The sequence below is a fragment of the Caulobacter sp. SSI4214 genome (genome assembly GCF_012184455.1).
GTDB classification, from domain to species: domain Bacteria; phylum Pseudomonadota; class Alphaproteobacteria; order Caulobacterales; family Caulobacteraceae; genus Caulobacter; species Caulobacter vibrioides_E.
In genome coordinates, this window is the sequence record NZ_SZWJ01000070.1 from 1 (window position 1) to 22075 (window position 22075).

General features: G+C 69.5%; 19 protein-coding genes and 1 pseudogene. 8 read left to right on the plus strand and 12 right to left on the minus strand.

The annotated features are described in order from the left end of the window. Positions 1-24: 24 nt before the first annotated feature. Positions 25-147: pseudogene (locus FCU40_RS17175) on the minus strand (cysteine methyltransferase); the annotation flags it as partial. A gap of 83 nt (positions 148-230) precedes the next feature. Here FCU40_RS17175 and FCU40_RS17180 point away from each other — a divergent pair. From FCU40_RS17180 to FCU40_RS17200, 5 genes are all read left to right on the plus strand, one after another. Then, entirely contained in the window at positions 231-1862 is a 1632-nt protein-coding gene (locus FCU40_RS17180) for an amidohydrolase (protein ID WP_168076552.1), read from the plus strand. Between the two features lie 46 nt (positions 1863-1908). Then, a complete protein-coding gene (locus FCU40_RS17185; protein ID WP_168076553.1) occupies positions 1909-4455 on the plus strand; it encodes a helicase-related protein in 2547 nt (848 codons plus the stop codon). After that, positions 4452-4745, plus strand: coding sequence for an RNA-binding S4 domain-containing protein (locus tag FCU40_RS17190; protein WP_004616489.1), 294 nt, complete (start codon positions 4452-4454; stop codon positions 4743-4745). Before FCU40_RS17185 ends, FCU40_RS17190 begins: the two co-directional genes overlap by 4 nt. A gap of 147 nt (positions 4746-4892) precedes the next feature. Beyond that, the gene (fdxA, locus tag FCU40_RS17195; protein WP_004616492.1) at positions 4893-5234 is read left to right on the plus strand and encodes a ferredoxin FdxA; all 342 of its coding nucleotides are present in this window, start codon (positions 4893-4895) and stop codon (positions 5232-5234) included. A 353-nt stretch (positions 5235-5587) separates the two neighbouring features. Beyond that, on the plus strand, positions 5588-6091 hold the full coding sequence (locus FCU40_RS17200) for a CarD family transcriptional regulator (protein ID WP_004616494.1): 504 nt from the start codon (positions 5588-5590) through the stop codon (positions 6089-6091). A gap of 83 nt (positions 6092-6174) precedes the next feature. Here the strand turns inward: FCU40_RS17200 and FCU40_RS17205 are convergent, their stop codons facing one another. After that, positions 6175-8130, minus strand: coding sequence for a PAS domain-containing hybrid sensor histidine kinase/response regulator (locus tag FCU40_RS17205; protein ID WP_168076554.1), 1956 nt, complete (start codon positions 8128-8130; stop codon positions 6175-6177). Positions 8131-8463: 333 nt separating this feature from the next. On the opposite strand from FCU40_RS17205, the gene nhaA reads away from it, so the two are divergent. Then, the gene (gene nhaA / locus FCU40_RS17210; RefSeq protein ID WP_168076556.1) at positions 8464-9648 is read left to right on the plus strand and encodes a Na+/H+ antiporter NhaA; all 1185 of its coding nucleotides are present in this window, start codon (positions 8464-8466) and stop codon (positions 9646-9648) included. Further along, on the plus strand, positions 9638-9856 hold the full coding sequence (locus tag FCU40_RS17215) for a hypothetical protein (protein ID WP_168076558.1): 219 nt from the start codon (positions 9638-9640) through the stop codon (positions 9854-9856). The genes nhaA and FCU40_RS17215 overlap by 11 nt, the downstream gene beginning before the upstream one ends. Before the next feature lie 61 nt (positions 9857-9917). Here the strand turns inward: FCU40_RS17215 and FCU40_RS17220 are convergent, their stop codons facing one another. From FCU40_RS17220 to FCU40_RS17265, 10 genes are read right to left on the minus strand one after another with little or no spacing between them, the layout of a single operon-like run. Continuing rightward, on the minus strand, positions 9918-11666 hold the full coding sequence (locus FCU40_RS17220; RefSeq protein WP_168076560.1) for a hypothetical protein: 1749 nt from the start codon (positions 11664-11666) through the stop codon (positions 9918-9920). Further along, positions 11659-13557, minus strand: coding sequence for a PAS domain-containing sensor histidine kinase (locus FCU40_RS17225; protein WP_168076562.1), 1899 nt, complete (start codon positions 13555-13557; stop codon positions 11659-11661). Before FCU40_RS17225 ends, FCU40_RS17220 begins: the two co-directional genes overlap by 8 nt. Continuing rightward, positions 13558-14661: a chemotaxis response regulator protein-glutamate methylesterase gene (locus FCU40_RS17230; protein ID WP_004616511.1), complete on the minus strand. Its 1104-nt coding sequence runs from the start codon at positions 14659-14661 to the stop codon at positions 13558-13560. Continuing rightward, positions 14658-15524, minus strand: a complete 867-nt coding sequence (locus tag FCU40_RS17235) for a CheR family methyltransferase (RefSeq protein ID WP_004616513.1) — start codon at positions 15522-15524, stop codon at positions 14658-14660. Before FCU40_RS17235 ends, FCU40_RS17230 begins: the two co-directional genes overlap by 4 nt. Before the next feature lie 46 nt (positions 15525-15570). After that, the gene (locus FCU40_RS17240) at positions 15571-16059 is read right to left on the minus strand and encodes a chemotaxis protein CheW (protein WP_004616515.1); all 489 of its coding nucleotides are present in this window, start codon (positions 16057-16059) and stop codon (positions 15571-15573) included. A gap of 1 nt (position 16060) precedes the next feature. Beyond that, positions 16061-17884 (minus strand): methyl-accepting chemotaxis protein, encoded by a 1824-nt coding sequence (locus FCU40_RS17245; protein WP_168076564.1) that lies wholly within the window; start codon positions 17882-17884, stop codon positions 16061-16063. 16 nt (positions 17885-17900) lie between these two features. Further along, entirely contained in the window at positions 17901-18398 is a 498-nt protein-coding gene (locus FCU40_RS17250) for a chemotaxis protein CheW (protein WP_168076566.1), read from the minus strand. An 11-nt stretch (positions 18399-18409) separates the two neighbouring features. Next, positions 18410-20371: a chemotaxis protein CheA gene (locus FCU40_RS17255; RefSeq protein ID WP_168076568.1), complete on the minus strand. Its 1962-nt coding sequence runs from the start codon at positions 20369-20371 to the stop codon at positions 18410-18412. Beyond that, the gene (locus tag FCU40_RS17260) at positions 20368-20736 is read right to left on the minus strand and encodes a response regulator (RefSeq protein ID WP_004616523.1); all 369 of its coding nucleotides are present in this window, start codon (positions 20734-20736) and stop codon (positions 20368-20370) included. Before FCU40_RS17260 ends, FCU40_RS17255 begins: the two co-directional genes overlap by 4 nt. Then, positions 20733-21056 (minus strand): STAS domain-containing protein, encoded by a 324-nt coding sequence (locus FCU40_RS17265; protein ID WP_004616525.1) that lies wholly within the window; start codon positions 21054-21056, stop codon positions 20733-20735. The genes FCU40_RS17260 and FCU40_RS17265 overlap by 4 nt, the downstream gene beginning before the upstream one ends. A gap of 497 nt (positions 21057-21553) precedes the next feature. On the opposite strand from FCU40_RS17265, the gene FCU40_RS17270 reads away from it, so the two are divergent. Then, positions 21554-21922 (plus strand): DUF6491 family protein, encoded by a 369-nt coding sequence (locus tag FCU40_RS17270; RefSeq protein WP_168076570.1) that lies wholly within the window; start codon positions 21554-21556, stop codon positions 21920-21922. The last annotated feature ends 153 nt before the right edge of the window (positions 21923-22075 follow it).

Below are 22075 nucleotides of genomic sequence, written 5' to 3' on the forward strand. Positions count from 1 at the left end.
TCGGCGGGATCAGGGTGCCGAACACCGTGCAGAGGCCGCGCCCGGCGCGCTTTCCGGCAGCTGCACGCCGATCAGGCCGCGCGCGCCCCAGGCGAGGCCGCAGCGCCCGATGAGGGTGTCGAAGAGGGCGAAACCCTGGGTGACCATGGGCGGAAAATAGCAGGCCTGTTGCGCCTTGGCAGGGGCGGCCCTAACGATTTCCGGATCTTGCCATGTTTGGGGGCCTTGTCTTGCGTCGGATCCTGCTCGCGGCCCTGCTGGCCGCCACCGCCACGACCACCGCGCGCGCCGGGGATCTGCTGATCCATGGCGGCCCGATCCACACCGGCGTCGAGGCCGCCCCGACCGCCCAGGCCGTGCTGATCCGCGACGACCGGATCCTGTTCGTCGGCGACCTGAAGACCGCGCGGGCCAAGGCGGCCAAGGGCGTCCGCGACCTCGACCTGAAGGGCGCGGCGGCCTATCCGGGCTTTGTCGACGCCCACGCGCACCTGACCGGGATCGGCCTGCGCGAGCTGACCCTGAACCTGGACAAGACCGCCTCGGTCGCCGATCTCGTGGCCACGGTGAAGGCCTACGCCGCCGCCCATCCCGACGGCCCGATCTACGGTCGCGGCTGGATCGAGACCCACTGGCCCGAGAAGCGCTTCCCGAACAGGGCCGACCTGGACGCCGCCGCGCCGGGGCGCATCGTGGTGCTGGGCCGCTCGGACGGCCACGCCAGCGTCGCCTCCAGCGCGGCCCTCGCCAAGGCCGGGGTCACGGCGGCGACGCCCGATCCCGAGGGCGGCAAGATCCTGAAAGGCGCCGACGGCCAGCCGGACGGCATGTTGATCGACCACGCCCAGGGCCTGGTCCAGGCCGTCATCCCGCCGCCGGGCGAGGCGACGATCCGCAAGGCCCTGGACGCGGCCGGCGCGCTCTATGCCTCGCGCGGCTGGACGGGCCTGGACAATATGAGCGTGACGGCGCCCGACCTGGCCCTGCTGCGCGACGAAGCGGCCAAGGGGCGTTTCCAGCTGCGGGTCGACAACTACATGGATCCCAGCGGCGCGGCCGAGGTTCTGGCCAAGGGGCCGCAGGCCGACGCGACCGGCCTGATCCGCACGCGCGGGATCAAGCTCTATATGGACGGCGCCCTGGGCTCGCGCGGGGCGGCGCTGCTGGAGCCCTATAGCGACGCCGAGGGGCTGGGCCTGCAGCTGACGCCGCGCGACACCGGCGAGGCGCTGATGAAGCGGGCCAAGGCGGTCGGGGCCCAGGTGGCCATGCACGCCATCGGCGATCGCGGCAACCGCATGGCGCTGGACTGGTTCGAGACGGCGCTGGCCGGCGACGCCAAGGCCCGCTGGCGGATCGAGCACGCCCAGATCGTCGCCGACGCCGACATGCCGCGCTTCGCCAAGCTGGGGGTCATCGCCTCGATGCAGCCCAGCCACGCGATCGGCGACCTCTATTTCGCCCCGGCGCGCCTGGGCCAGGCGCGGCTGCACGAGGGCTATCGCTGGAAGGACTTCCTGGACGCCGGCGTGGTGGTCGCCGCCGGCTCGGACGCCCCGGTCGAGGTCGGCGACCCGCGCATCGAGTTCTACGCCGCCGTCTATCGTCACGGCCTGGACGGCTTCGCCAACGCCGACTGGCATCTGGAGGAGGCCGTCAGCCGCGCCCAGGCCCTGCGGATGCTCACCCTGGCCCCAGCCTACGCGGTGTTCCGCGAACACGAGCTGGGCACGCTGGAGGCCGGCAAGAAGGCCGACGTGACCGCCTTCGATCGCGATCTGATGACCGTCGAACCCAAGGATATCCTGACGGCGAAGGCGGTGCTGACCGTGGTGGATGGGAAGGTGGTGTTTAGCCGCTAGACCGCTCCCGCTTGCCCCGGCCCGATTCCCGTCCCACCTTGGGGTCATGAGCGACCGTTCGACCGGCCTGGCCCCCTCGAAGCTGACGGCGGTCCTGGGGCCGACCAATACCGGCAAGACGCACCTGGCCGTCGAGCGGATGCTGGCCCATGCCTCCGGCATGATCGGCCTGCCGCTGCGCCTCTTGGCGCGCGAGATCTACGACCGCATCGTCAAACTGCGCGGCAAGGCGTCGGTGGCGCTGATCACCGGCGAGGAGAAGATCGTCCCGGCCCGCGCCGCCTATTTCGTCTGCACGGTCGAGGCCATGCCGCTGGCCCGCGAGGTCGAGTTCCTGGCCGTCGACGAGATCCAGCTGTGCGCCGATCCCGAGCGCGGTCACATCTTCACCCACCGCCTGCTGCACGCGCGCGGCAAGTTCGAGACCATGTTCCTGGGCGCGGGGACCATGGCGCCGCTGGTCCGCCGCCTGCTGCCGGACGCCGAGATCATCGGGCGCGAGCGGTTCAGCAACCTGTCCTACGCCGGCTCCAAGAAGCTGACCCGCCTGCCCCGGCGCACGGCGATCGTCGCCTTCTCCACCGACGCGGTCTACGCCATCGCCGAGCTGATCCGCCGGCAGCGCGGCGGCGCGGCCGTGGTGATGGGGTCCTTGAGCCCCCGCACCCGCAACGCTCAGGTGGCTCTGTATCAGTCCGGCGAGGTCGACTTCCTGGTGGCCACCGACGCCATCGGCATGGGCCTGAACATGGACGTCGACCACGTGGCCTTCGCGGGCTTGCGCAAGTTCGACGGCAAGCGCACCCGCTGGCTCTATCCGCAGGAGGTCGGCCAGATCGCCGGCCGGGCGGGCCGCTACACCCGCGACGGCTCGTTTGGGGTGACCGGCGACTGCGAGGAGATCGACGAAGACCTGGTCGCCGCCGTCGAGAGCCACACGTTCGAGCCGATCACCGCCGCCGAGTGGCGCAACGGGCGGCTGGACTTCGGCTCGCTGCCCGGCCTGTTGCGCTCGCTGGCCGAGACGCCCCAGCGCGGCGGGCTGAAGCTGTCCGACGAGGCGCTGGACGAGCGCACCCTGCGGGCGCTGGCCCAGCAGGAGGACGTGATCAAGCGCTGCAAGGCCGACCGTTCGGCCCTGATCCGGCTGTGGGACGTCTGCCAGACGCCGGATTTCCGCAAGACCACCGACGACGACCACCAGCGCATGGCGCGCACCCTGTTCGACGACCTGACCACCGGCCGCAAGCGCCTGCCCGAAGACTGGGTCAACAGTCAGTTCAAGGCGCTGGACCGCGTGGACGGCGAGATCGACAGCCTGGCCGCGCGCCTCTCGGGGGTGCGCACGCTCAGCTACATCGCCAACCGCCCCGACTGGGTGGCCAACCCCGCCCACTGGCAGGGCCTGACCCGCCAGCTCGAGGACCGGATCAGCGACACCCTGCACGAGAAGCTTATGGCGCGGTTCATCGATCGCCGCACCAGCGTGCTGCTGAAACAGCTGGGCGAGCGCGAGACGCTCTATGCCGGCGTCGGCCAGGACGGCGAGGTGACGGTCGAGGGCCACGTGGTCGGTCACCTGTCGGGCGTGGCCTTCACCCCGGCCAAGGGCGCCTCGCCGCTGGAGGAGAAGGCGCTGCGCAACGCCGCCCAGCGCGCGGTCGGCCCCGAGATCGCCCGCCGCCTGGGCGTGCTGGCCAGCGAGGCCGACGACGCCTTCGCCCTGACGCCGGACGGCGCGATCCTGTGGCGCGGCGAGATCGCGGGAACCGTGCGCCGCGACCAGCCCCTGCTCTCGCCCCGCGCCCGCCTGTTGGGCGAGCTGGGCCCCGCCGCCGTGCGTGAGCGGGCCGAGCGGCGGCTGGACGCCTTCCTGGCCAGCGAAGTCGACCGACGCCTGGCGCCGTTGCGCGGCCTGGAGCGGGCCCTGGCCGGCGGCGCCCTTCGCGGCCTGCCGCGCGGCATCGCCCACCGCCTGTTGGAGGCCGGCGGGGTGCTGGACAAGCGGCCGGTGGATCCCGAGCTGAAGGCCCTGAGCCAGGGCGAGCGCCGCACGCTCAAGATCCTGGGCGTTCGGATCGGGGCCTTCAGCCTCTACTGCCCCGGCGCGATCAAGGCCGAGGCCATCGCCTGCGCGCGGGCCTTGAACCCGACCGGCTGGCGCGGGGCCTTGACCACCTTGGAGCCCCTGCCCTCGCCCGCGCCGTCCGAACGCGAGCTGTCGGCCAGCGGCCTGCGCGCCGTGGCCGGCTTCACGATCCCGGTCGAGGCGCTGGAAACCCTGGACGGCCTGCTGCGCGCCAACCAGCAGCCGGGCGGCGTGGTCCTGACGGAGGCCGCGCTGGAGACGCTGGGCTGGACGGCCAAGCAGGCGTCCGCGGTGCTGCGCGCCCTCGACTACACCCCCGCCATTCGCGCCAAGCCCGACCAGCCGATCGTCTGGAAGCGTCGCGGCGCGGCCCGGCTGGAGGACAAGCCGGTCAAGGCGCGGCCCGACTCGCCGTTCGCCGCCCTGGCCAAGCTGACCGAACCGCCGCCGCGTCGGAAGAAGCCCCGCCGCCGCAAGCCGGCCGCCCGGAAGGCCGCCTCTTGACCGAGACAGCGCCCTCCCCCGACGCCGCCCGGGCCGATGTCTGGCTGTGGCGGGCGCGGTTCTTCAAGACCCGCTCCCTGGCCGCCAAGTTCGTGGACGAGGGCCGCATCCGCCTGACCCGGGCCGGGGCCGAGAGCCGGATCGACAAGCCCTCGCGAACGGTGAAGCCCGGGGACGTGCTGGTGTTCGGCCTGGCGGGCCGCCTAGTGGCGATCCGGATACTCGATTGCGGCGAACGGCGCGGCCCCGCCAGCGAGGCGCGCGGACTCTACGAGGCCGTGGAGGCTTGAGCGTCGGATGGCCGCCGCCGAAGCGACCGGGTCTGTCCGCGCCTTGAGAATTCCTGCGCCCCTAAGCGGCCATGCCGCATTGACAAGCGGGCCTCGGGCTTCGAAAACGCCCGCGCCCTGATCCGTCCGCCCTCATCCGAGTTTTCGATGACCTATATCGTCACCGACGCCTGCGTTCGCTGCAAGTTCATGGACTGCGTGGAGGTTTGTCCGGTCGACTGCTTCTACGAGGGCGAGAACTTCCTCGTCATCAATCCCGACGAATGCATCGACTGCGGGGTCTGCGAGCCCGAGTGCCCGATCGACGCCATCAAGCCGGACACCGAGGACGAGGCCGACGGCAAGTGGCTGCGGATCAACGCCGAGTACGCCAAGGTCTGGCCGAACATCACGGTCAAGGGCGAGCCCCCGGCCGACCGTGCCGATTTCGAGCGCGAGACCGGCAAGTTCGAGAAGTACTTCAGCGAAAAGCCGGGCAAGGGTTCCTGATCCCACACTCGATTTCTCAAGCGTAACCCGCCGCCAACGCGCGAAAGCTTGGCGGCGCCCTCGCGTACGTCGGGCCGCAACCCTTTCATCGCGCTGAATTTTATGCTAATGTCTCCGACGACGTGACGGTTGCGGTTTTTCGCGACGGTCCGTCTTGTCGAAGAAGCCGGTTCGAGAAGCCAATTTCAGCCGGCTCGCCCGATCGAAGGCGAAGGGTGTCTTAGAGATCTATTCCAAATCCTGACAGGCTTGGCCCCGCGCAATCCCTTTCGCGGAGCGGGGCGCTGTCGCTTTTGGTTTGGCAATGGAACGCGGCGTTCGGACCTGGCAGGTCCGTATTGATGAGGACGAACATGAGCAAGACTGGTCTGGAATTCTCGGTCGACGATCACGTCGTTTATCCCGCGCACGGCGTGGGCACCATTCAGGCGATCGAGACCCAGGAAGTGGCCGGCATGTCGCTCGAAGTTTATGTCATCACCTTTGACCACGAGAAGATGACCCTGCGCGTTCCGACCAAGAAGGCCAAGACCGCCGGCCTGCGCCCGCTGGCCGAGGGCGGCACCGTCTCCCAGGCCCTGACCACCCTGAAGGGCCGCGCCCGCGTGAAGCGCACCATGTGGTCGCGCCGCGCCCAGGAATACGAAGCCAAGATCAATTCGGGCGACCTGATCTCGATCGCCGAGGTCGTCCGCGACCTGCACCGCGCCGAGAACCAGCCGGAGCAATCCTACTCGGAGCGCCAGCTGTATGAATCGGCCCTCGATCGCATGGCGCGCGAAGTGGCCGCCATCGAGCGCATCGACCGCGAGGCCGCCATCGGCATCCTGACCAAGTCGCTGGTCAAGGCCGCCTAAAACCGGCCAGTCGAAGAAACCAAGACGCCCTCCGCCGCGCGGGGGGCGTTTTTGTTTGGGGGTGGCGAAATCGGCGCGATCCGTCACGCGGCCGTCCGCGGCGCGCGCGCGGCGCCGGCCACCGCCTGGATCAGCTGAGCGGCCGTGACGGGCTTGCGGACCAGACCGTCGAAGGCTTCGGACACCTGGAAGTCCATATCCGCCGAGAAGGCCAGGATCGGCGCGCCCTGGTTGGGTCCCACGCGATCCCGGATCGCGCGCGCGGCCTCCAGGCCATCCATGACCGGCATGCGGATGTCCATCAGGATCAGGTCGAACGGCTGGACCATCGCCGCGTCCACGGCCTCGCGTCCGTCGCGGGCCTCGGCCACCTCGGCGTCGAAGACCCCCAGGATCGCCCGGGTCATCTCGCGATTGAGAGCATTGTCGTCGACCACCAGGATCCGCCCGCCGGCCCGAACCGGTTCGAACACCGGCGCCGCCTCGCCATCGGACTGTTCTTCGCGCAGCAGCGCCTGGGCGGGGATCGCGAACCAGAAGCTGCTGCCCTCGCCCGGACGGCTGCTGGCCCCGATGCGGCCGCCCATGGCTTCCACCAGTCCCTTGCTGATGACCAGGCCCAGGCCCGCGCCGCCGCGCGATCTCGAGCGAGACGCCTCGACCTGCGAGAACCGCTTGAACAGCTGCGCCTGCCCCTCCGGATCGATGCCGATGCCGGTGTCCTTCACCGCGACGAAAAGCTCGGCCAGCTCGGCCCGCCAGATGACCTCGACCGTCACCGAGCCGACGTCGGTATAGCGGATGGCGTTGCCGATCAGGTTGATCAGGACCTGCCGCACCCGGTCGGGGTCGATCATCAGCACCCTGGGCGGGGCCTCGATCATGCGGATGCGCAGGTCGAGACTCTTCTCGGCCGCGTGCAGGGCGAACATCTTGACCGTATCGTCGATCAGGGGCGCCAGCGCGCACGGCGCCAGGTGGGTCTCGACCTGGCCGGTCTCCAGCTTGGACAGCTCCAGGACGTCGTTGATCACCGACAGCAGCGACTTCCCGGCCGTCGAGATGCGCGCGACATAGTCCCGCGCCTCGTCCGGCAGGCCGGCGACGCCCTCGACCAGGGCCGCGAAGCCGATGACGGCGGTCAGGGGCGTGCGCAGTTCGTGGCTCATATTGGCCAGGAAGGCGGACCGCGCCTCCAAGGCCTTCTCCGCCCGATCGCGCTCGGCGGCCAATCGGTCCTGAGACTGCTTGTAGTCGGTGATGTCGCGCACCACCCCATGGATACGGCCCGCCTCGCGGTCGATGACAGGACGGCCCTGCAGCCAGATCCACCGTCCGTCCTTGTGCAGGGCGCGGGCCTCTAGGACCTCGGGCGCGGCCGCGCGGTCCCGCAGCCCGCGTCCGAAGCCGCCGACCAGGCCGGGCAGATCCTCCGGATGCGTCAGATGCGCCGCCTTCCGGCCCAGCAGCTCGCTCGGGGCATAGCCGAGGACGGGCTCGACGGCGGCGCTGACGAAGAGGATACGGCCCCGGCGATCGACCTCGATCACGATGTCGCGCGTCGTCGTCGCCAGACTCTGGAAACGCGACTCGGTCTCGCGCGCCGCCTCTCGGGCCTGGCGCGCCTCTTCCTCCAGGCGCAACCGCGCGTCGATGTCGCGCGTCACCGCCACCACCTCCAGCGGCTCGCCGGCCTCGTCGCGAACGAGGCGCAGATGGCTCTCCAGCCAGACGTAGCGGCCGTCCTTGGCGCGGCCCCGGTACTGCACGCTGAGCTCCGGAGGCCCGGACAACATCGCCGCGACGGCGGCGCTGACCGCCTGGCGATCGTCGGGATGGTAGAAGGCCTTGAAGCCGGACTCGATGACCTCGGCCGCCGTCCAGCCCAGCAGCCGCTCCACCGCCGGCGAAAGATAGGTGTCGCCGCGATCGGCGAAGCGGTGACGACTGATGACGTCCCCGGCGCGCTCAGCCAGAAGACGGAAGAAGGCCTCGCTCGACCTTAAGGCGTCCATGTCTTTCAGATTTTGATCCGGCATAGCCAGATCAATATCCGATATCTCCAAACGACCTGACTATACTTCAATCTAGCGACAATAGGTCGCGCCGTTCCTGATCTTGATCCGCAAATACATGGCGGGACCCGAAGAGACTCGCCGGAGGACGACTTTGATTGCCGCCCTCCCGCGAACCGGGCTAAACAAGTCCCAAGATCCGACCGGAATGGCCGAAGGCCCCGGCGCCGCGTCTGGCGCGTCTCGGATAGCGGGCGACGCCGCCCTTGTCGGAGCCGTCCGAACTGGAGGCCACCCATGAGCAAGCGAGGGACAGCAGGACGGCGCGACGTGGATTCGGCGGGCGAGAGTCCTGACATGGCCTTGCGAGCGGTCAGCCGACGCGCGCGGCGCGCCCTGGTCGGGTTCCTGAGGCAGGAGGCCTCGGGCGGCTACGTCCTGATGGCCGCCGCCGCCCTGGCCCTCGTGGTCGCGAACTCGCCGCTGGCGCCGGCCTATTTCCGGACTCTGGACACACACCTGGGCTTCGTCCTGGGGCCCGTGCACCTGCGAGAGACCGTCCTGCACTGGATCAACGACGGCCTGATGGCGCTGTTCTTCCTGCTGGTGGGCCTGGAGATCAAGCGCGAGGTCCTGGACGGCCAGCTGTCGCGCCCGTCCGCCGTGCTGCTGCCCGGCGCGGCGGCCCTCGGCGGCGTGGCCCTGCCCGCCCTGATCTATCTGGCCCTCAACCGGGGCCGGCCGGACAGCCTGGGCGGATGGGCGATCCCCTCGGCCACCGACATCGCCTTCGCGCTAGGCGTCCTGGCCTTGCTGGGCTCGCGCGTCCCCGCCTCGCTGAAGGTGTTCCTGACCGCCATCGCCATCATGGACGACCTGGCGGCCATCGTGATCATCGCCCTCTTCTACACCGCCCAGCTGCATCTGGCCTATCTGGCCGGAGCCGGCGCCGTGCTCCTGGCCCTGATCGCCCTGAACCGCTTCAAGGTGGCCCGCCTCTCGCCCTACCTGCTGCTGGGCGTGGTCTTGTGGTTCCTGGTGCTGAAGTCCGGAATCCACGCCACCCTGGCCGGCGTCGCCCTGGCCCTGACCATTCCACAGCGCGGCGGCGAACACCCGCCGCTGGAGCGGCTGGAACACGCCCTGCACAAGCCGGTGGCCTTCGTCATCACGCCCCTGTTCGGCTTCGCCAACGCCGGCCTGTCCTTCGCCGCTGTCGGCTTTTCGGCCCTGCTGGACCCCGCGCCGCTGGGCGTGGCCCTGGGCCTGTTCCTCGGCAAGCAATGCGGCGTGTTCGGCGTCTCCCTGGCGCTGATCAAGTCGGGCCTGGCGCGCCCGCCGCGCGGCGCCAGCCTGGTCCAGCTCTATGGCGTCGCGGTGCTGTGCGGCGTCGGCTTCACCATGAGCCTTTTCATCGGCGCCCTGGCCTTCAGCGACGCGCGGCTGATCGAAGAGACCAAGATCGGCGTCCTGGCCGGCTCGCTGATCTCGGCCCTGCTGGGCCTGCTCATCCTGCGGACCGCCAAAGCCCATGCCGATTGACCGTCAGTCTCCGCCGCCGCCGTTCCCGATGGGGGGAAAATCGACCTCATGGATCCTGGTGGCGGCCGCCTATGTGGTGATCGTCCGGACCCTGACGACTCGCGTGCCTTGGTGCGCCCAGCACGCCCTGGCGACCACCGCCCTGGTCGGCGTCGTGGCCTGCGCGGGCATCCTGGCCTTCAAGTGGATCGCCGAAACGAAGCGCTAGAGTCCAATATTTTGAGCGCGTTCGAGCGGTTCAACCGCTCACACTTAAACCTAACGCGCTTTCAGAAAAGGACGTCGTCGAGATCCGGTTCGGCGGCGGGCGCCTGAACCTCGGCGGGCGCGTCCGGCTCCGCGTCCAGGTCGCCGAGCACCGCACGGTGCACGTCGCGTTCTTGGGCCATGCTGTAGCGAGCGTAGAGGACCTTGAGACAGGCCCGTAGCGCTTCGTCCGCCTCCATGGACGGATCGAACGGCGCGGACGGCAGGGCGTCCAGGGCCGCGGCGGCCTCGTCCAGGGCCTGGCCGATCTCGCGCCGGCAGTCCATGCGAGCCGAGGCCTGGTTCATCGCCTCGACCACCGCCCCGCCCTGCCGGGCCAGGTCGACGATGTCGGCGTCGGCCGCGCCGCCCGCCTGGCGGATCCGCGACAGGGCGGTCTGCAACACGTCCGAGATCGCGGCCGTCCCGGTCGCGCCCTCGCCGCCGACCTGGGCCGCGCCGCTCATCAGGCTCTCGACCCCGGCCAGGGTGCGGTCGGCCGACTCCTCAAGCTTGGCGGCGTGGCCGCGAAGCTCGACGGCGATGACGGTGATCGGCTTGCCGGCCTCGCCGATGCGCGCGCAGCGCAGGGTGGCGTTCAAGGCCATCTGGTGGACATTGGCCTGCATCCGGAGAATGCCGTCGATGCGCTCGGACAGCCGCGCGGCCGCCGCGACCACCGACTGGCCGACCTCCAGCGCCGCCTGGTCGGCGGCCGCCATCTCCTCGACCAGGGTCAGGGCCTTGCCGACATGGGCCTCGATGCGGGCCAGGAAGTCGCCGCCCTCGTCGCGGCCGACACGGCCATAGGCCAGGTCCTGCAGTTTCATGATCTCGCGCGTGTCGGCGGCGATGCCGACCATGTTGCGCTCGATCTGGGCCATCTCGCCGCGGAAGTCGTCGATGGTCGCCGACAGCTGGGCGCGCAGCAGGGCCAGCATCGCGGCGCGGACCCGCTCGCGACGCTCGCCCACGAGGTCGCCCTCGAGCCCCTCCAGAAGCTCCAGGCCGAACTGAACGTGCTCGGCGCGCTGGCGGGTGATGTCGCCGATCTGCAGGGCGACCAGGACGCCGCCCACCTTCTTGCGAACCTCGCGGGCCAGGGCCGCGACATCGGCCGCCACCCCGGCCACCCGCACGCGCTGGGTCGCCAGCTGGCGCGCGTTCGCCTCGATGGCGTCCGGCGCGTCGGCGGCCAGTTCGGCGCAGTGGGTCCGAAGATTGGCTTCGTAGATCAGGGCCGAGCGCAGATCATGGTCCAGAAGGCGCAGGTCGGCGTCGAACGACTCCAGGTGATCGCGGCCCACCACCAGGCAATCGGCGATCTCCTGGGCGAACAGAGCGAAGTCGCCGTTGTCGCCCTCGACCCCGCCGGCCGCGATCTTGATGTACAGCGACACCACCCGCAGATAGGCCAGATTCTGGTGCATGTCGCCGATATGCGCCGACAGCTCGCGGCTCAGCGTCTCCAGGCGCTCCAGCGCCACTGAACGGCCCGCCAGGCCTTCGGGCAGGACGCGCAGGCCGGCGGCGGCGACGCCAAGGTCGCGGGTCGTGGCGTCGACCATCGACTGGTCCATGGCCTTGGCCAGCTTGTCCAGCGCGTTGATCAGCTCGCCGACGCCATCGACCGCGCCGGCCAGCACATCGCCGGTCTTCAGGAACTGGCCCTCGATGGCCTTGGCCGTCGCGCCCAGGCGCTGGGCGACGATCAGGCCCTCGGACCGCTCGGCGCCGTCAGCGGCGAGGATGGTTCTCTGCGGATTAGCCATGGCCGGTTTCGCCTCGCTGAGCGTGGGTCAGCACCTGGTTGAGCGCCGTGAACAGGATTGTCGCCGTGATCGGCTTTTCGAGGTGCAGGTCGGCGCCGACCGCGCGACTGGCGGCGGCGTGCTCCTCGCCGGCGTTGGCGGTCAGCATGATGATCGGCGCGCGGGCGTCGCCGCGCTCCCGTTCAAGGCGGCGGATCTCTCGAACCGCCGAAAGGCCATCCATCACCGGCATCTGAACGTCCATCAGCACGACGTCGACGGGGGCGTCGCTGAAGGCGCGAACCGCCTCGCGGCCGTTCTCGACACAGACCAGCTCGGCGGCGTCGGCCAGCATCAGCTCGACCACGCGGCGGTTGGTCGGATGATCGTCGGCCAGCAGGATGCGGACCGCCCGCTCGCCTTCCAGCGCGTCGGCCCCGGTCGTTTCGGGCGCGCTCGCCTCGTGAGCCGGCAGCGGCAGGCAGAACCAGAACCGCGCGCCTTCGCCCGGCTGACTCTCGCAATCCAGGAATCCGCCCATCAGGGCGACGAGCTCGCGCGCGATCGACAGCCCCAGGCCCGAGCCGCCGAACCGGCGGGTGATCGACACGTCCGCCTGCTGGAAGCGCTCGAAGATCCGCTCCTTGTCCGCGGGATCGAAGCCGATGCCGGTGTCCGAGACGGTGAACCGCGCCCAGCCGCCGACGTCGCGGCAGGCCGACACCGAAACCGAGCCCTGCTCCGTGAACTTGGTGGCGTTGCTGATCAGGTTGACCAGCACCTGCCGAAGACGCGCGCTGTCGCCGACCACGCTCGTCGCCAGGTCCGGCGACACGGTCATCGAGAACGTCACCGGCGCGTCGCCCAGCGTCAGGCGCGAGGACTCCTCGACCCCGCGCAGAAGCTCGCCCAGATGGAACGGCTTTTCGTCGATGGCGACCCGTCCCGCCTCGATGTTGGTCAGGTCCAGGACATCGCCCAGCAGCCGTTCCAGCTGAGCGCTGGAGTCGCGGATGATGTCGACCAGCTCACGCGCGCCGGACGGCAGATCGCCCCGCGCCAGCATATGGGCCGACGCGACGATCCCGTTCAGGGGCGTGCGGACCTCGTGGCTCATATTGGCGAGGAAGATGCTCTTGGCCTCGCTCGCGTTCTTGGCCTCGCGCAGCGCCGCGCCCAGGGCCTCGGCCTGCCGGCGATGCTCCCGAACGTCCTCGCCCAGGCTGATGACGTGGCGCGCGCCCATGTCGTCGAAGGTCGCCAGAACCTTGAAGTCGTAGATCCCGCCGCCCCGGGCCTCGGAGGCGCGCACGCCCGGAATGGTCCGCGTCTCGCCAATCTTCAGGGTGGAGGGTTCGGTCTGATCGAGGAACGCGCCCATGGTGTCGCCGAACAGGACCCGGCGGTCCTGGCCGATCGCCAACTCGGCCTCGACGCCGAAAGCCGCCTCGGCGGCGCGATTCCACAGAACGTAACGGCCCGTATCGCTGGCGTGAACGATCAGGGGCGACGGCAGGGACTGCACCACGGCCTCCAGCAGCGCCGCGCCCTCGACCTCTTCGGTGACGTCCCGCGACACGGCCATCAGGGAGACGGGGTCGCCGTTCGCGTCGGGCACGGGGGACACCAGCGTCTCCCAATAGGTGCGCGAACCGCCCTCGCCGGCGTCGAACGTGCGGAAACTGGCGATCTGGCCGGCGGCGGCCGTGCGGAGGGCGCGTTCCAGCGAAAAGCGGCTGGCCTCGGGCCAGATCTCGATCAGCGGGTGAAGGGCGTCGCGGGGACCCAGTCGCTCGGCGTAGACGCGCGCGGCCGCGTTCATGACCTCGACCCGTCCGTCCAGGGTCAGCACCCATTGGCGAAACGACGAAGCGCCGCCCGAGCCGTCGATGTCCGAGCAGCCCCGTCCCATCTACCGCTCCGTGGCCCTTAGGATCTCGGCCGCGATGCGCTGCAGCGGCAGCACGCGGTCGACGCAGCCCCGGGCGATCGCCTCCTTGGGCATCCCGAAGACGACGGAGGTCGCCTCGTCCTGCGCGACGGTGAAGGCCCCCGCGCTCTTCATCTCCTCCAGACCGCGCGCGCCGTCGTCGCCCATGCCGGTCATGATCACGCCCACGGCGTTGGGTCCGACGTTGCGCGCGGCCGAGCGGAAAAGAACGTCCACGGACGGACGATGGCGCGAGACCAGCGGCCCTTCCTTGACCGAGACGTGATAGCGGGCCCCGCTGCGCTCGATCATGGTGTGGAAGTTGCCGGGCGCGATCAGGACGCGGCCGCGCAGCACGGCGTCGCCGTCCTGGGCCTCCTTGACCTCCATGGCGCAGAGGCTGTCCAGGCGCTTGGCGAACGACGTGGTGAAGCGCTCGGGCATGTGCTGCACAACGACGATGCCCGGCGCGGCGGCCGGCAGAACCTCCAGCACCTCGCGCAGGGCCTCGGTGCCGCCGGTGGAGGCGCCGATGCAGACGATCATCTCGGTCGTCTTGGCCATGGCCCGGCTGGTCGGCGGCGGCAGCATGGCGTCGGCGGTCAGCTTCTTCTCGGGCCCGGCCCGGCGCTGCGCCGTCATCATCGCGGCGCGCGGCGTCCGATCGAAGCGGCCGAGGCGCTTGGCCTTGGCCGCGGCCTTGACCGTGTCGCAGATCAGGATGCGCGCCTCGGCCAGGTGCTCGGCCACGCCGACACGCGGCTTGAGGATCACGTCGACCGCCCCGGCCTCGAGGGCCTGATGCAGGGTCTCGGAGCCGCCCTCGACCAGGGACGAGCACATCACCACCGGCACCGGATGCTGAGCCATCAGGCGGCGCAGGAAGGTGACGCCGTCCATGCGGGGCATCTCGACGTCCAGGGTGATGACGTCGGGCACTTCCTCGGCGATGCGCTTGGCGGCGACGAAGGGATCGGAGGCCGAGCCCATCACCTCGATCTCGGGATCGCTCTCCAGAACCGCGGTTAGGGTCTGGCGAACCACCGCGGAGTCGTCGACGATCAGAACACGGATCTTGGGATTCATGGCCGTTGGAACACCGTATGGGCGGCGGGCCGCACGGGCAGATCGACGCCGACGATCGACTCCGAATGCCCCAGGATCAGATAGCCGCCCGGCGCGAGGTGCTCGCAGAGGTTCTTGAGCACCTTGGCCTGGGTCGGCTTGTCGAAATAGATCAGGACGTTGCGCAGAAAGATCACGTCGAAGTCGTTGTCGACCGGATACTGCTCGTCCATCAGGTTCATGCGGGCCACCGACAGCCGGGCGCGCAGCGCCGGGACAATGCGGACCTCGCCGCGCTTGGGATCGCGCGACCTCATCAGGTAGCGGGCCCGCAGGTCGCGGGGAACCGGCGCGATCATCTGTTCGGAATAGCGGCCGGCCACCGCCTGGCTGAGCACCTGGGTGGAAAGGTCGGTGCCCAGGATCGAGTAGTCCAGGCGCTTGGACTGGCGGCCGAACTCCTCGATCACCATCGCCGTGGTGTAGGCCTCGGCGCCGATCGAGCAGGCCGCGCTCCAGATCTTGACCTTGCCGCCGCGACGCTTGGCGATGGCGGGCAACCCGACCTCGGTCAGGAATTCGAAGTGCTGGGGCTCGCGAAAGAAGTCGGTCTTGTTGGTCGTGACCGCGTCGAGCAGGCGCACCCGCTCACGGTCCAGGCCGCCGCCGTCGAAGAGATAGGCGCAGTAGTCGTTGATCGAGACGTGGCCGCTTTCGCGCATGCACCGGCGCAGGCGGCCTTCCAGCATCGTGCGTTTGCTGGGCGGCATCCGGATGCCGCTGTAGTCGTGGATGAATTGCCCCAACCGGTTGAAGTTGCGGAGGCTCAGGGCCTCGGTCGAGGTTCCGGACTCCGGCGCGGTCTGGACGGCGAGGTTCGACAAGTCGGGACTCCGATCGCCATTCTGGCGACAAGGTGGATAGTTAGCCTCAAGCCGCTTGACGGATCGTTTCAGCATCCTGGGCGGTTAGCAGGCGGGTCATTTCGAACAGGACGACGAAGCCTGAGTTTCCGCTCGCCTCGCGGCGAACGACGCCCTGGATGTAGTCGGAACGCCAGGGCACGCCGATGTCGGGGGCCGGCTCGACCTGGTCGGTCGATACGGTGATCACCTCGATCACCCGATCAGCCACCAGGCCCAAGGACAGAACCCGATCGCCCAGCGGCACGTCCAGGACCAGGATCCGGGTGCTGGGGCCCGGCGCCACCGGCGCCAGACCCAGCTTTCGCCGCAGGTCCAGGGTGGGAACACCCTGGCCCCGCACATCGGTCAGTCCCAGCATAAAGGCCGGGCCTTCCGGGATGGCGAACGGCGCGCGGAATTCGAGGATTTCGCGGACGTAGGCCACCGGAATGGCGAAGACCTCATCGCCCAGGCTCAGGGTCACGAACTGCTGTTCGGAAGCCGGGCGAGACATCTCAGGCATACTCCCGGAAGTCGCGGTCGTCCTCGTCCGGACCACCGCTGGCCAGGTCGAGCGCGAAGCCGCGGGCTCGGCTCTGTTGCTGCTGCACCGCGTTGGCGGCGGGCTTGCGCGCGGCCGGGGCCTTGCCGCCGCTCGCCTTGGCGACCGGGGCCTTGGCCGGCTTGCGGGCGGCCGGACGGACGGGAGCGGCCCTGCGGCTCGAACCGCCGTCCTCGATCCGGAAGTAGGCGATCGAGGCTTGCAGCTCCTCGGCCTGGGCGGCCAGTTCTTCCGAGGTCGCCGACATCTTGTCGGAGGCGTCGGCGTTCTGCTGGGTCACCTTGTCGAGCTGCTGCAGGGCTTCGTTGATCTGGCTGGCGCCGACATCTTGTTCGCGGCAGGCGGCGCTGATCTCGGCGACCAGCTCGGCGGTCTTGCGGATGTTGGGCACCAGCGAGGTCAGCATCTCGCCGGCCGACTGGGCGGCCTTGACCGTGTCGGACGAGACCGAGCTGATCTCGGCGGCGGCGGTCTGGCTGCGCTCGGCCAGCTTGCGCACCTCGGAGGCGACGACCGCGAAGCCGCGGCCGTGCTCGCCGGCGCGGGCCGCCTCGACGGCCGCGTTCAGAGCCAGCAGGTCGGTCTGACGCGCGATTTCCTGAACGATGGTGATCTTCTCGGCGATGGTCCGCATCGCTTCGACCGCTTGCGAGACCGCCTGGCCAGAGACCTCGGCGTCGGCCGACGACTGGCGGGCGATCTTCTCGGTCTGGGCGGCGTTGTCGGCGTTCTGCTTGATGTTGGCGGCCATCTCTTCCATCGAGGCCGAGGCCTCTTCGGCCGAGGCGGCCTGTTCGGTCGCGCCCTGGCTGATCTGCTCGGAGGCCGCCGACAGTTCCTGGCTGCCGGCCGAGACGTTGTTCGAGGCGGTGATGGCGTCGGCGACGACGCCGCGCAGGCGCTCGACCATGCGCTCCAGGGCCAGGCCCAGGGTGTCCTTGTCCGACAGCGGCTGCGGCTGGACCGTCAGGTCGCCGTCGGCCACCTGGTCGGCCAGGGCCGCGGTGTCTCGCAGGTTGGCGGTCATGCGATTGACCGTGGCGACCAGATCCTTGATCTCGTCGTCGGCCTTGACGGTGACGTCCTTGCTCAGGTCGCCGATCGCCACGGCGTCCAGCGCCTCGGTGATCTGCTTGAAGCCCTGGGTGATGATCATCGAGATCCAGAAGGCGCCGGCGACGGCGACCAGCAGGGCGGCGACGGCGGTGATCAGCAACGTCGTGCGGGCGGCCGCATAAAGCGTGTCGGTGTCCTTGTCGGCCTGGGCCATCGCGGCCTTGTTCAGGTCGACGATCTTGTTGACGTCCTCGGTCAGGCCGTTGGCGATGGCGCGCGACTTGTTGATCGACATCGCGCCCGCTTCGGCGTTGCGATTGGCCAGCGCCAGAGCGCGGACTTCGGCGTTGACGGCCTTGTACTCGCCCCAGGCCTGCGCCACGCGGTCCCATAGCGGCTTGCCCTGCGTGCTGGCCGAAGCGACACGCTGCTGGATTAGCGGATCGAGCTTGGCGATCATCTCGACCGACTGCGCGTCGAACTTCCGCTTCAGCTCCTGGTCGTCGGTCAGCGCCATGTTCTTTTCAAAACGCAGCAACCGGCCGATATCCCCGTCGACCTGCTGCGCGCCGGACAGACGCGCGGCGGGTCCGGAGATCACCTCCGAAATCGCGCTGTTGAGTTGGCTCATGCGCGAGACGCCCATGAACACGACGAGGCCCATCATGGCGATGAGCACGGCGAAGGTCGCTATCAGCTTGGCTTTGATCGTGAAGCGCATTTGGGAGTCCCCCGACTCAGGATTGCGATGCGTGGATGGGTGTGACGACGGCCGTCTGGCCGCGCGCGGCGAAGATCTGCTCAAGATCGGGGATGACGATGACGTCCCCGTTCCGGCGGGCTAGAAAGCGGATGAAATCGGCGCGCCACTTGAGGCCGACGCGGGGCGCGTCCTCGGTGACGGCGCGGTCGATGGCGGTGACCTCGTGCACCTTGTCGGCGCGCAGGCCGATCAGGGTCGGCTCGCCGTCCAGCGGGTGCTCGATGACGACGATGCGGCTGTCGATGGTGGGCGGCGGGGCGTCCAGCTCGAAGGCCACCCGCAGATCGACCAGCGGGATGACCCGACCGCGGAAGTTGATCACGGCGCCGACGAACGGCGGCGCGCCGGGCACGGCCGTCTCGGGCAGCAGGTCGAGCACCTCGCGCACCAGACCAGCCTCCAGGGCGAAGGTCTCGCCGTGCAGGTCGAAGGTCAGGGCCTCGATGGGGTCGTTGGCGTTGTCGGCGATCATGTCTGTCTCCGTCAGCCGGCGGCGCGCAGCTGCGCGTCGGGGCGTTGGCCCGCCGCCACCAGGCAGCCGATGTCGAGGATCAGCGCCACGCCGCCATCGCCCAGGATGGTCGCGCCCGAGAAGGCGCCCACGGCGGCATGGAACGGCGACAGCGGCTTGATGACGGTCTGGTGGTCGCCGAGGATCTGGTCGACGACCAGGCCCACGCGCTCCTGACCCGTCGAGACCACGACGATCTTCTGGTGCGGGTCGGGCTCCTGGCCGGTGTTGAACATCTGCCGCAGGCGGATGAACGGCACCAGCTGGTCGCGCAGAGTGACCAGGCTGCGGCCAGCCGAGCGCAGGTCCTGCTCGACGGGCAGCTCGACGCATTCCTCGACCGAGGACAGCGGGATGACGTAGCGGCTGGCGCCGACCCGCACCAGCAGGCCGTCGATGATCGCCAGGGTCAGCGGGATGCGCAGCGAGACGACCGAGCCCTGGCCGGGCGTGCTGGTGATCTCGATCGCGCCGCGCAGGCCCTCGATGGTCTTCTTGACCACGTCCATGCCGACGCCACGGCCGGACAGGTTGGTCACGGCGGCGGCCGTCGAGAAGCCCGGCGCGAAGATCAGCTGCAGCAGCTCGTTGTCCGTCAGGACCTGGCCGGGCTGGATCAGGCCGTTCTCCTCGGCCTTGGCGCGAACCCGAGCGCGATCGACGCCGCGGCCGTCGTCGGTGATGGTGATCACCACCTCGGCGCCGGACTGGCGGGCGGCCAGCAGGATATGGCCGGTCTCGGGCTTGCCAGAGGCCTTGCGCTGCTCGGGCGTCTCCAGCCCGTGGTCGGCGGCGTTGCGGATCAGGTGGACCAGCGGATCGGCCAGACGCTCGATGATCGTCTTGTCCAGTTCGGTGGTCTCGCCGTCGGTGGCGAAGTTGATCGTCTTGCCGGTCTCGATGGCCAGGTCGTGGATCAGTCGGCGGAAGCGGCCGAACAGCTGGCCGACCGGCACCATGCGCACGACCATCATGATCTCGCGCAGCTCGGAAGCCAGTTGCTCGATCTGCTCGGAGACGGTCATCAGGTTCTGGTCGCTGCTGGAGGCGGCGACCTGCTTCAGGCGCGACTGGGCGATGACCAGTTCGCCGACGCGGTCCATCAGCTCGTCGAGGCGCTCGGCCGGAACGCGGAGCATCTCGGCGACCCGCGGGCGGCCCTCGGCGGGCGGCGCGTCGCTGTTGGCGGCCTTGGGCGGCTCGATCGTCGAGACCTTGGCGTCCGGAGCGACCTCGGCGACCGCTTCGGCCGCCGGTTCGTCGACCACCTCGGTGATGTCCAGGGTCATGTCGTCGATGACGAAGATGAAGACATCCTCGATCGCCGAGCGCGGCTGTTCGGTGGTGACGACCACGTCCCAGGCCAGGCGGCAGTCGGTGGGGTTCAGATCCTCGACCGCCGGCACGCCGTCCGTGACGGCGGTGACCTCGCAGGGACCCAGGTCCCGCAGCTCGTCGAGCAGCGGCAGCGGGCGGCCGCCGTTGACGAAGGTCTCGGGCGGCAGCGAGAAGCGCACGCGCCAGGTCTTGGCGCTGGGCGGGGTGGAAACGGGCGCGACGCCGGCGCCGTCGACGGCGCGGCGCAGATCGTCCAGCAGGGCTTCCTCGACGCCCGGCTCGGTGGGCTCGCCCTCGGCCAGGGCGCGCATGTGGTCGCGCGCGGCCAGCACGGCCGAGATCAGCGCCGGCGAAGCGGCGACCTCGCCCTTGCGCACGCGGTCGAAGGCGGTCTCGCAGTGGTGCGTGAAGGCGGCCAGGGCGTCGAAGCCGAACATCGCGCCCGAGCCCTTCAGCGTGTGCAGGCTGCGGAAGACGGCGTCGATCGTCTCGCGATCGTCCTGCCGCTCGGCCAAGGTCAGGAGATCCAGCTCGACCTGCTCCAGCAGGTCGCGCGCCTCGATCCTGAAGATGGCGACGGGGTCTTGCCCACTCATTTGGCGAGGACCTTCTTGACGACGGTGATCAGCTGGTCGGGGTTGAAGGGCTTGGTCAGCCAGCCCGTCGCGCCCGCCGCCTTGGCCTGGGCCTTGATGTCGGCGTCGGACTCGGTGGTCAGGAAGATGATCGGCACGCCGGCGTGCTTGGGCTTGCCCCGCAGGGTGCGGATCATGGTCAGACCGTCCATCACCGGCATGTTCAGATCGGTGATGATCAGCTGGAAGTCGCCCGCGTCGGCGGCGCTGACGCCGGCCTGGCCGTCCGGAGCCTCGCTCACGGCGTAGCCCTCGCCCGTCAGGGCGATCTTGATGGCCTGTCGCAGACTGGCCGAGTCATCCACCGTCAGAATCGAGGCGCTCATGGGGTCACCGTGTCTTGGAGCCAGAAGGCGGCGCGGTCGGGCGCGCCGAGGAAACCGCCGCGCTCGAGCACGGCGCGCGTCGGGCCCGAGGCCGGCGCGGAGAGGGAAAGGGAACGCCCCCGGCGATCGGCCGACTTGCGCGCCGCTTCCACCAGTTGGACGAGGGTCAGGTCGGCGTCTTCGACGCGCTCCAGATCGATCACAATCGGTAGATCCTGATCGAACGCCGCCAAGATCTTGTCGTGCGCCTCTCCGATAGAGGGGAGCGACAAATCGCCGCACAGCTCAACCCGGAAGTCAACTTCGCGAGAAGTCGCCATATCGCGCTCCAAATTCACCAACTATGTTTTCATCTTGGCGCGATACGCCGAGATACTCGGTCAATTTGTCACACGAATATTTCTTCCGGCGGCCAAACAACTGAGTAAATCCATTAGGCGGCGACGCCGTGAATAATCCCTTAATCGCGAGGGTAAGGCCGCGCGCTCCAGGCGCCGGCGAGGCCACGTCGACGACGCGCCAGCATCCCGCCCTGGGTCGGACGACGAGCGGGCTATCTCGCCGTCACCACCCCGCGGCGGCCGCCTGGATCGACCTAAGGGTTCAATGGCGCGGCGGAAATGGCCAAGATTGATCTCGCGCCGATGGCGCTCGGGAACGCGCGCCGCCTCGGATCACATCGGCGGGCGCCAACCAGCCAAAGGTGGCGAAAGTGTGGCGTTTTGACGCAGGGCCCAAATCCCTGTCATCGAACGCCCTTGGCGAACAGCGGGTTCGGCGCGAGGATGTCGCGGGGGCGTCGTTGGAGCAGGAAATGATGCGTTTTCTCTTACCGGCCCTGCTGGCCGCCCTCGCGATGTCTTCCACCGCCCACGCGGCGGACGCGGCCAAGCGCTCATGCTTTCGCAACGCCGATGTCGACGGCTTCCAGGCCATCGACAGCGATACGGTCAATGTCACGGTCGGCGTGCATGACGTCTATCAGCTGAAGCTGTTCTCGCCCTCGCCCGACATCGACTGGACCCAGCGGATCGGGCTGGAATCGCGCGGCGGCTCCTGGATCTGCTCGGGACTGGACGCCGTCGTGATCGTTCCGGGCCCCATGGGCGTGCAACGCTATCAGGTCAGCGACATCCGCAAGCTGTCCCCCGAGGAGGCCAAGGCCTCGAGCAAGAAGCCGCGTTAGAGATTAGGCTTGGCGCGGCCGGGCGGCCTCGACCCGAAGGACCAGGGCCTTGAGGATTTCCGAGGCCCGCCCCGCCTTCGACGGCGGGCTGGCGTCGAGATCCGGGCGCGGCTTCAGCGGCGCCGAGGGCGCCCCGGCGGTCTTCTGGGCCGT

Bases quoted from the DNA above. Each gene is read 5' to 3' on its own strand.
- FCU40_RS17220 (WP_168076560.1), bottom strand. From the start codon at position 11,666: ATGGCTAATCCGCAGAGAACCATCCTCGCCGCTGACGGCGCCGAGCGG.
- FCU40_RS17265 (WP_004616525.1), bottom strand. From the start codon at position 21,056: ATGGCGACTTCTCGCGAAGTTGACTTCCGGGTTGAGCTGTGCGGCGAT.
- FCU40_RS17260 (WP_004616523.1), bottom strand. From the start codon at position 20,736: ATGAGCGCCTCGATTCTGACGGTGGATGACTCGGCCAGTCTGCGACAG.
- nhaA (WP_168076556.1), top strand. From the start codon at position 8,464: ATGGCCTTGCGAGCGGTCAGCCGACGCGCGCGGCGCGCCCTGGTCGGG.
- FCU40_RS17270 (WP_168076570.1), top strand. From the start codon at position 21,554: ATGCGTTTTCTCTTACCGGCCCTGCTGGCCGCCCTCGCGATGTCTTCC.
- FCU40_RS17215 (WP_168076558.1), top strand. From the start codon at position 9,638: ATGCCGATTGACCGTCAGTCTCCGCCGCCGCCGTTCCCGATGGGGGGA.
- FCU40_RS17185 (WP_168076553.1), top strand. From the start codon at position 1,909: ATGAGCGACCGTTCGACCGGCCTGGCCCCCTCGAAGCTGACGGCGGTC.
- FCU40_RS17225 (WP_168076562.1), bottom strand. From the start codon at position 13,557: ATGGGACGGGGCTGCTCGGACATCGACGGCTCGGGCGGCGCTTCGTCG.
- FCU40_RS17245 (WP_168076564.1), bottom strand. From the start codon at position 17,884: ATGCGCTTCACGATCAAAGCCAAGCTGATAGCGACCTTCGCCGTGCTC.
- FCU40_RS17250 (WP_168076566.1), bottom strand. From the start codon at position 18,398: ATGATCGCCGACAACGCCAACGACCCCATCGAGGCCCTGACCTTCGAC.
- FCU40_RS17205 (WP_168076554.1), bottom strand. From the start codon at position 8,130: ATGCCGGATCAAAATCTGAAAGACATGGACGCCTTAAGGTCGAGCGAG.
- fdxA (WP_004616492.1), top strand. From the start codon at position 4,893: ATGACCTATATCGTCACCGACGCCTGCGTTCGCTGCAAGTTCATGGAC.
- FCU40_RS17255 (WP_168076568.1), bottom strand. From the start codon at position 20,371: ATGAGTGGGCAAGACCCCGTCGCCATCTTCAGGATCGAGGCGCGCGAC.
- FCU40_RS17240 (WP_004616515.1), bottom strand. From the start codon at position 16,059: ATGTCTCGCCCGGCTTCCGAACAGCAGTTCGTGACCCTGAGCCTGGGC.
- FCU40_RS17230 (WP_004616511.1), bottom strand. From the start codon at position 14,661: ATGAATCCCAAGATCCGTGTTCTGATCGTCGACGACTCCGCGGTGGTT.
- FCU40_RS17200 (WP_004616494.1), top strand. From the start codon at position 5,588: ATGAGCAAGACTGGTCTGGAATTCTCGGTCGACGATCACGTCGTTTAT.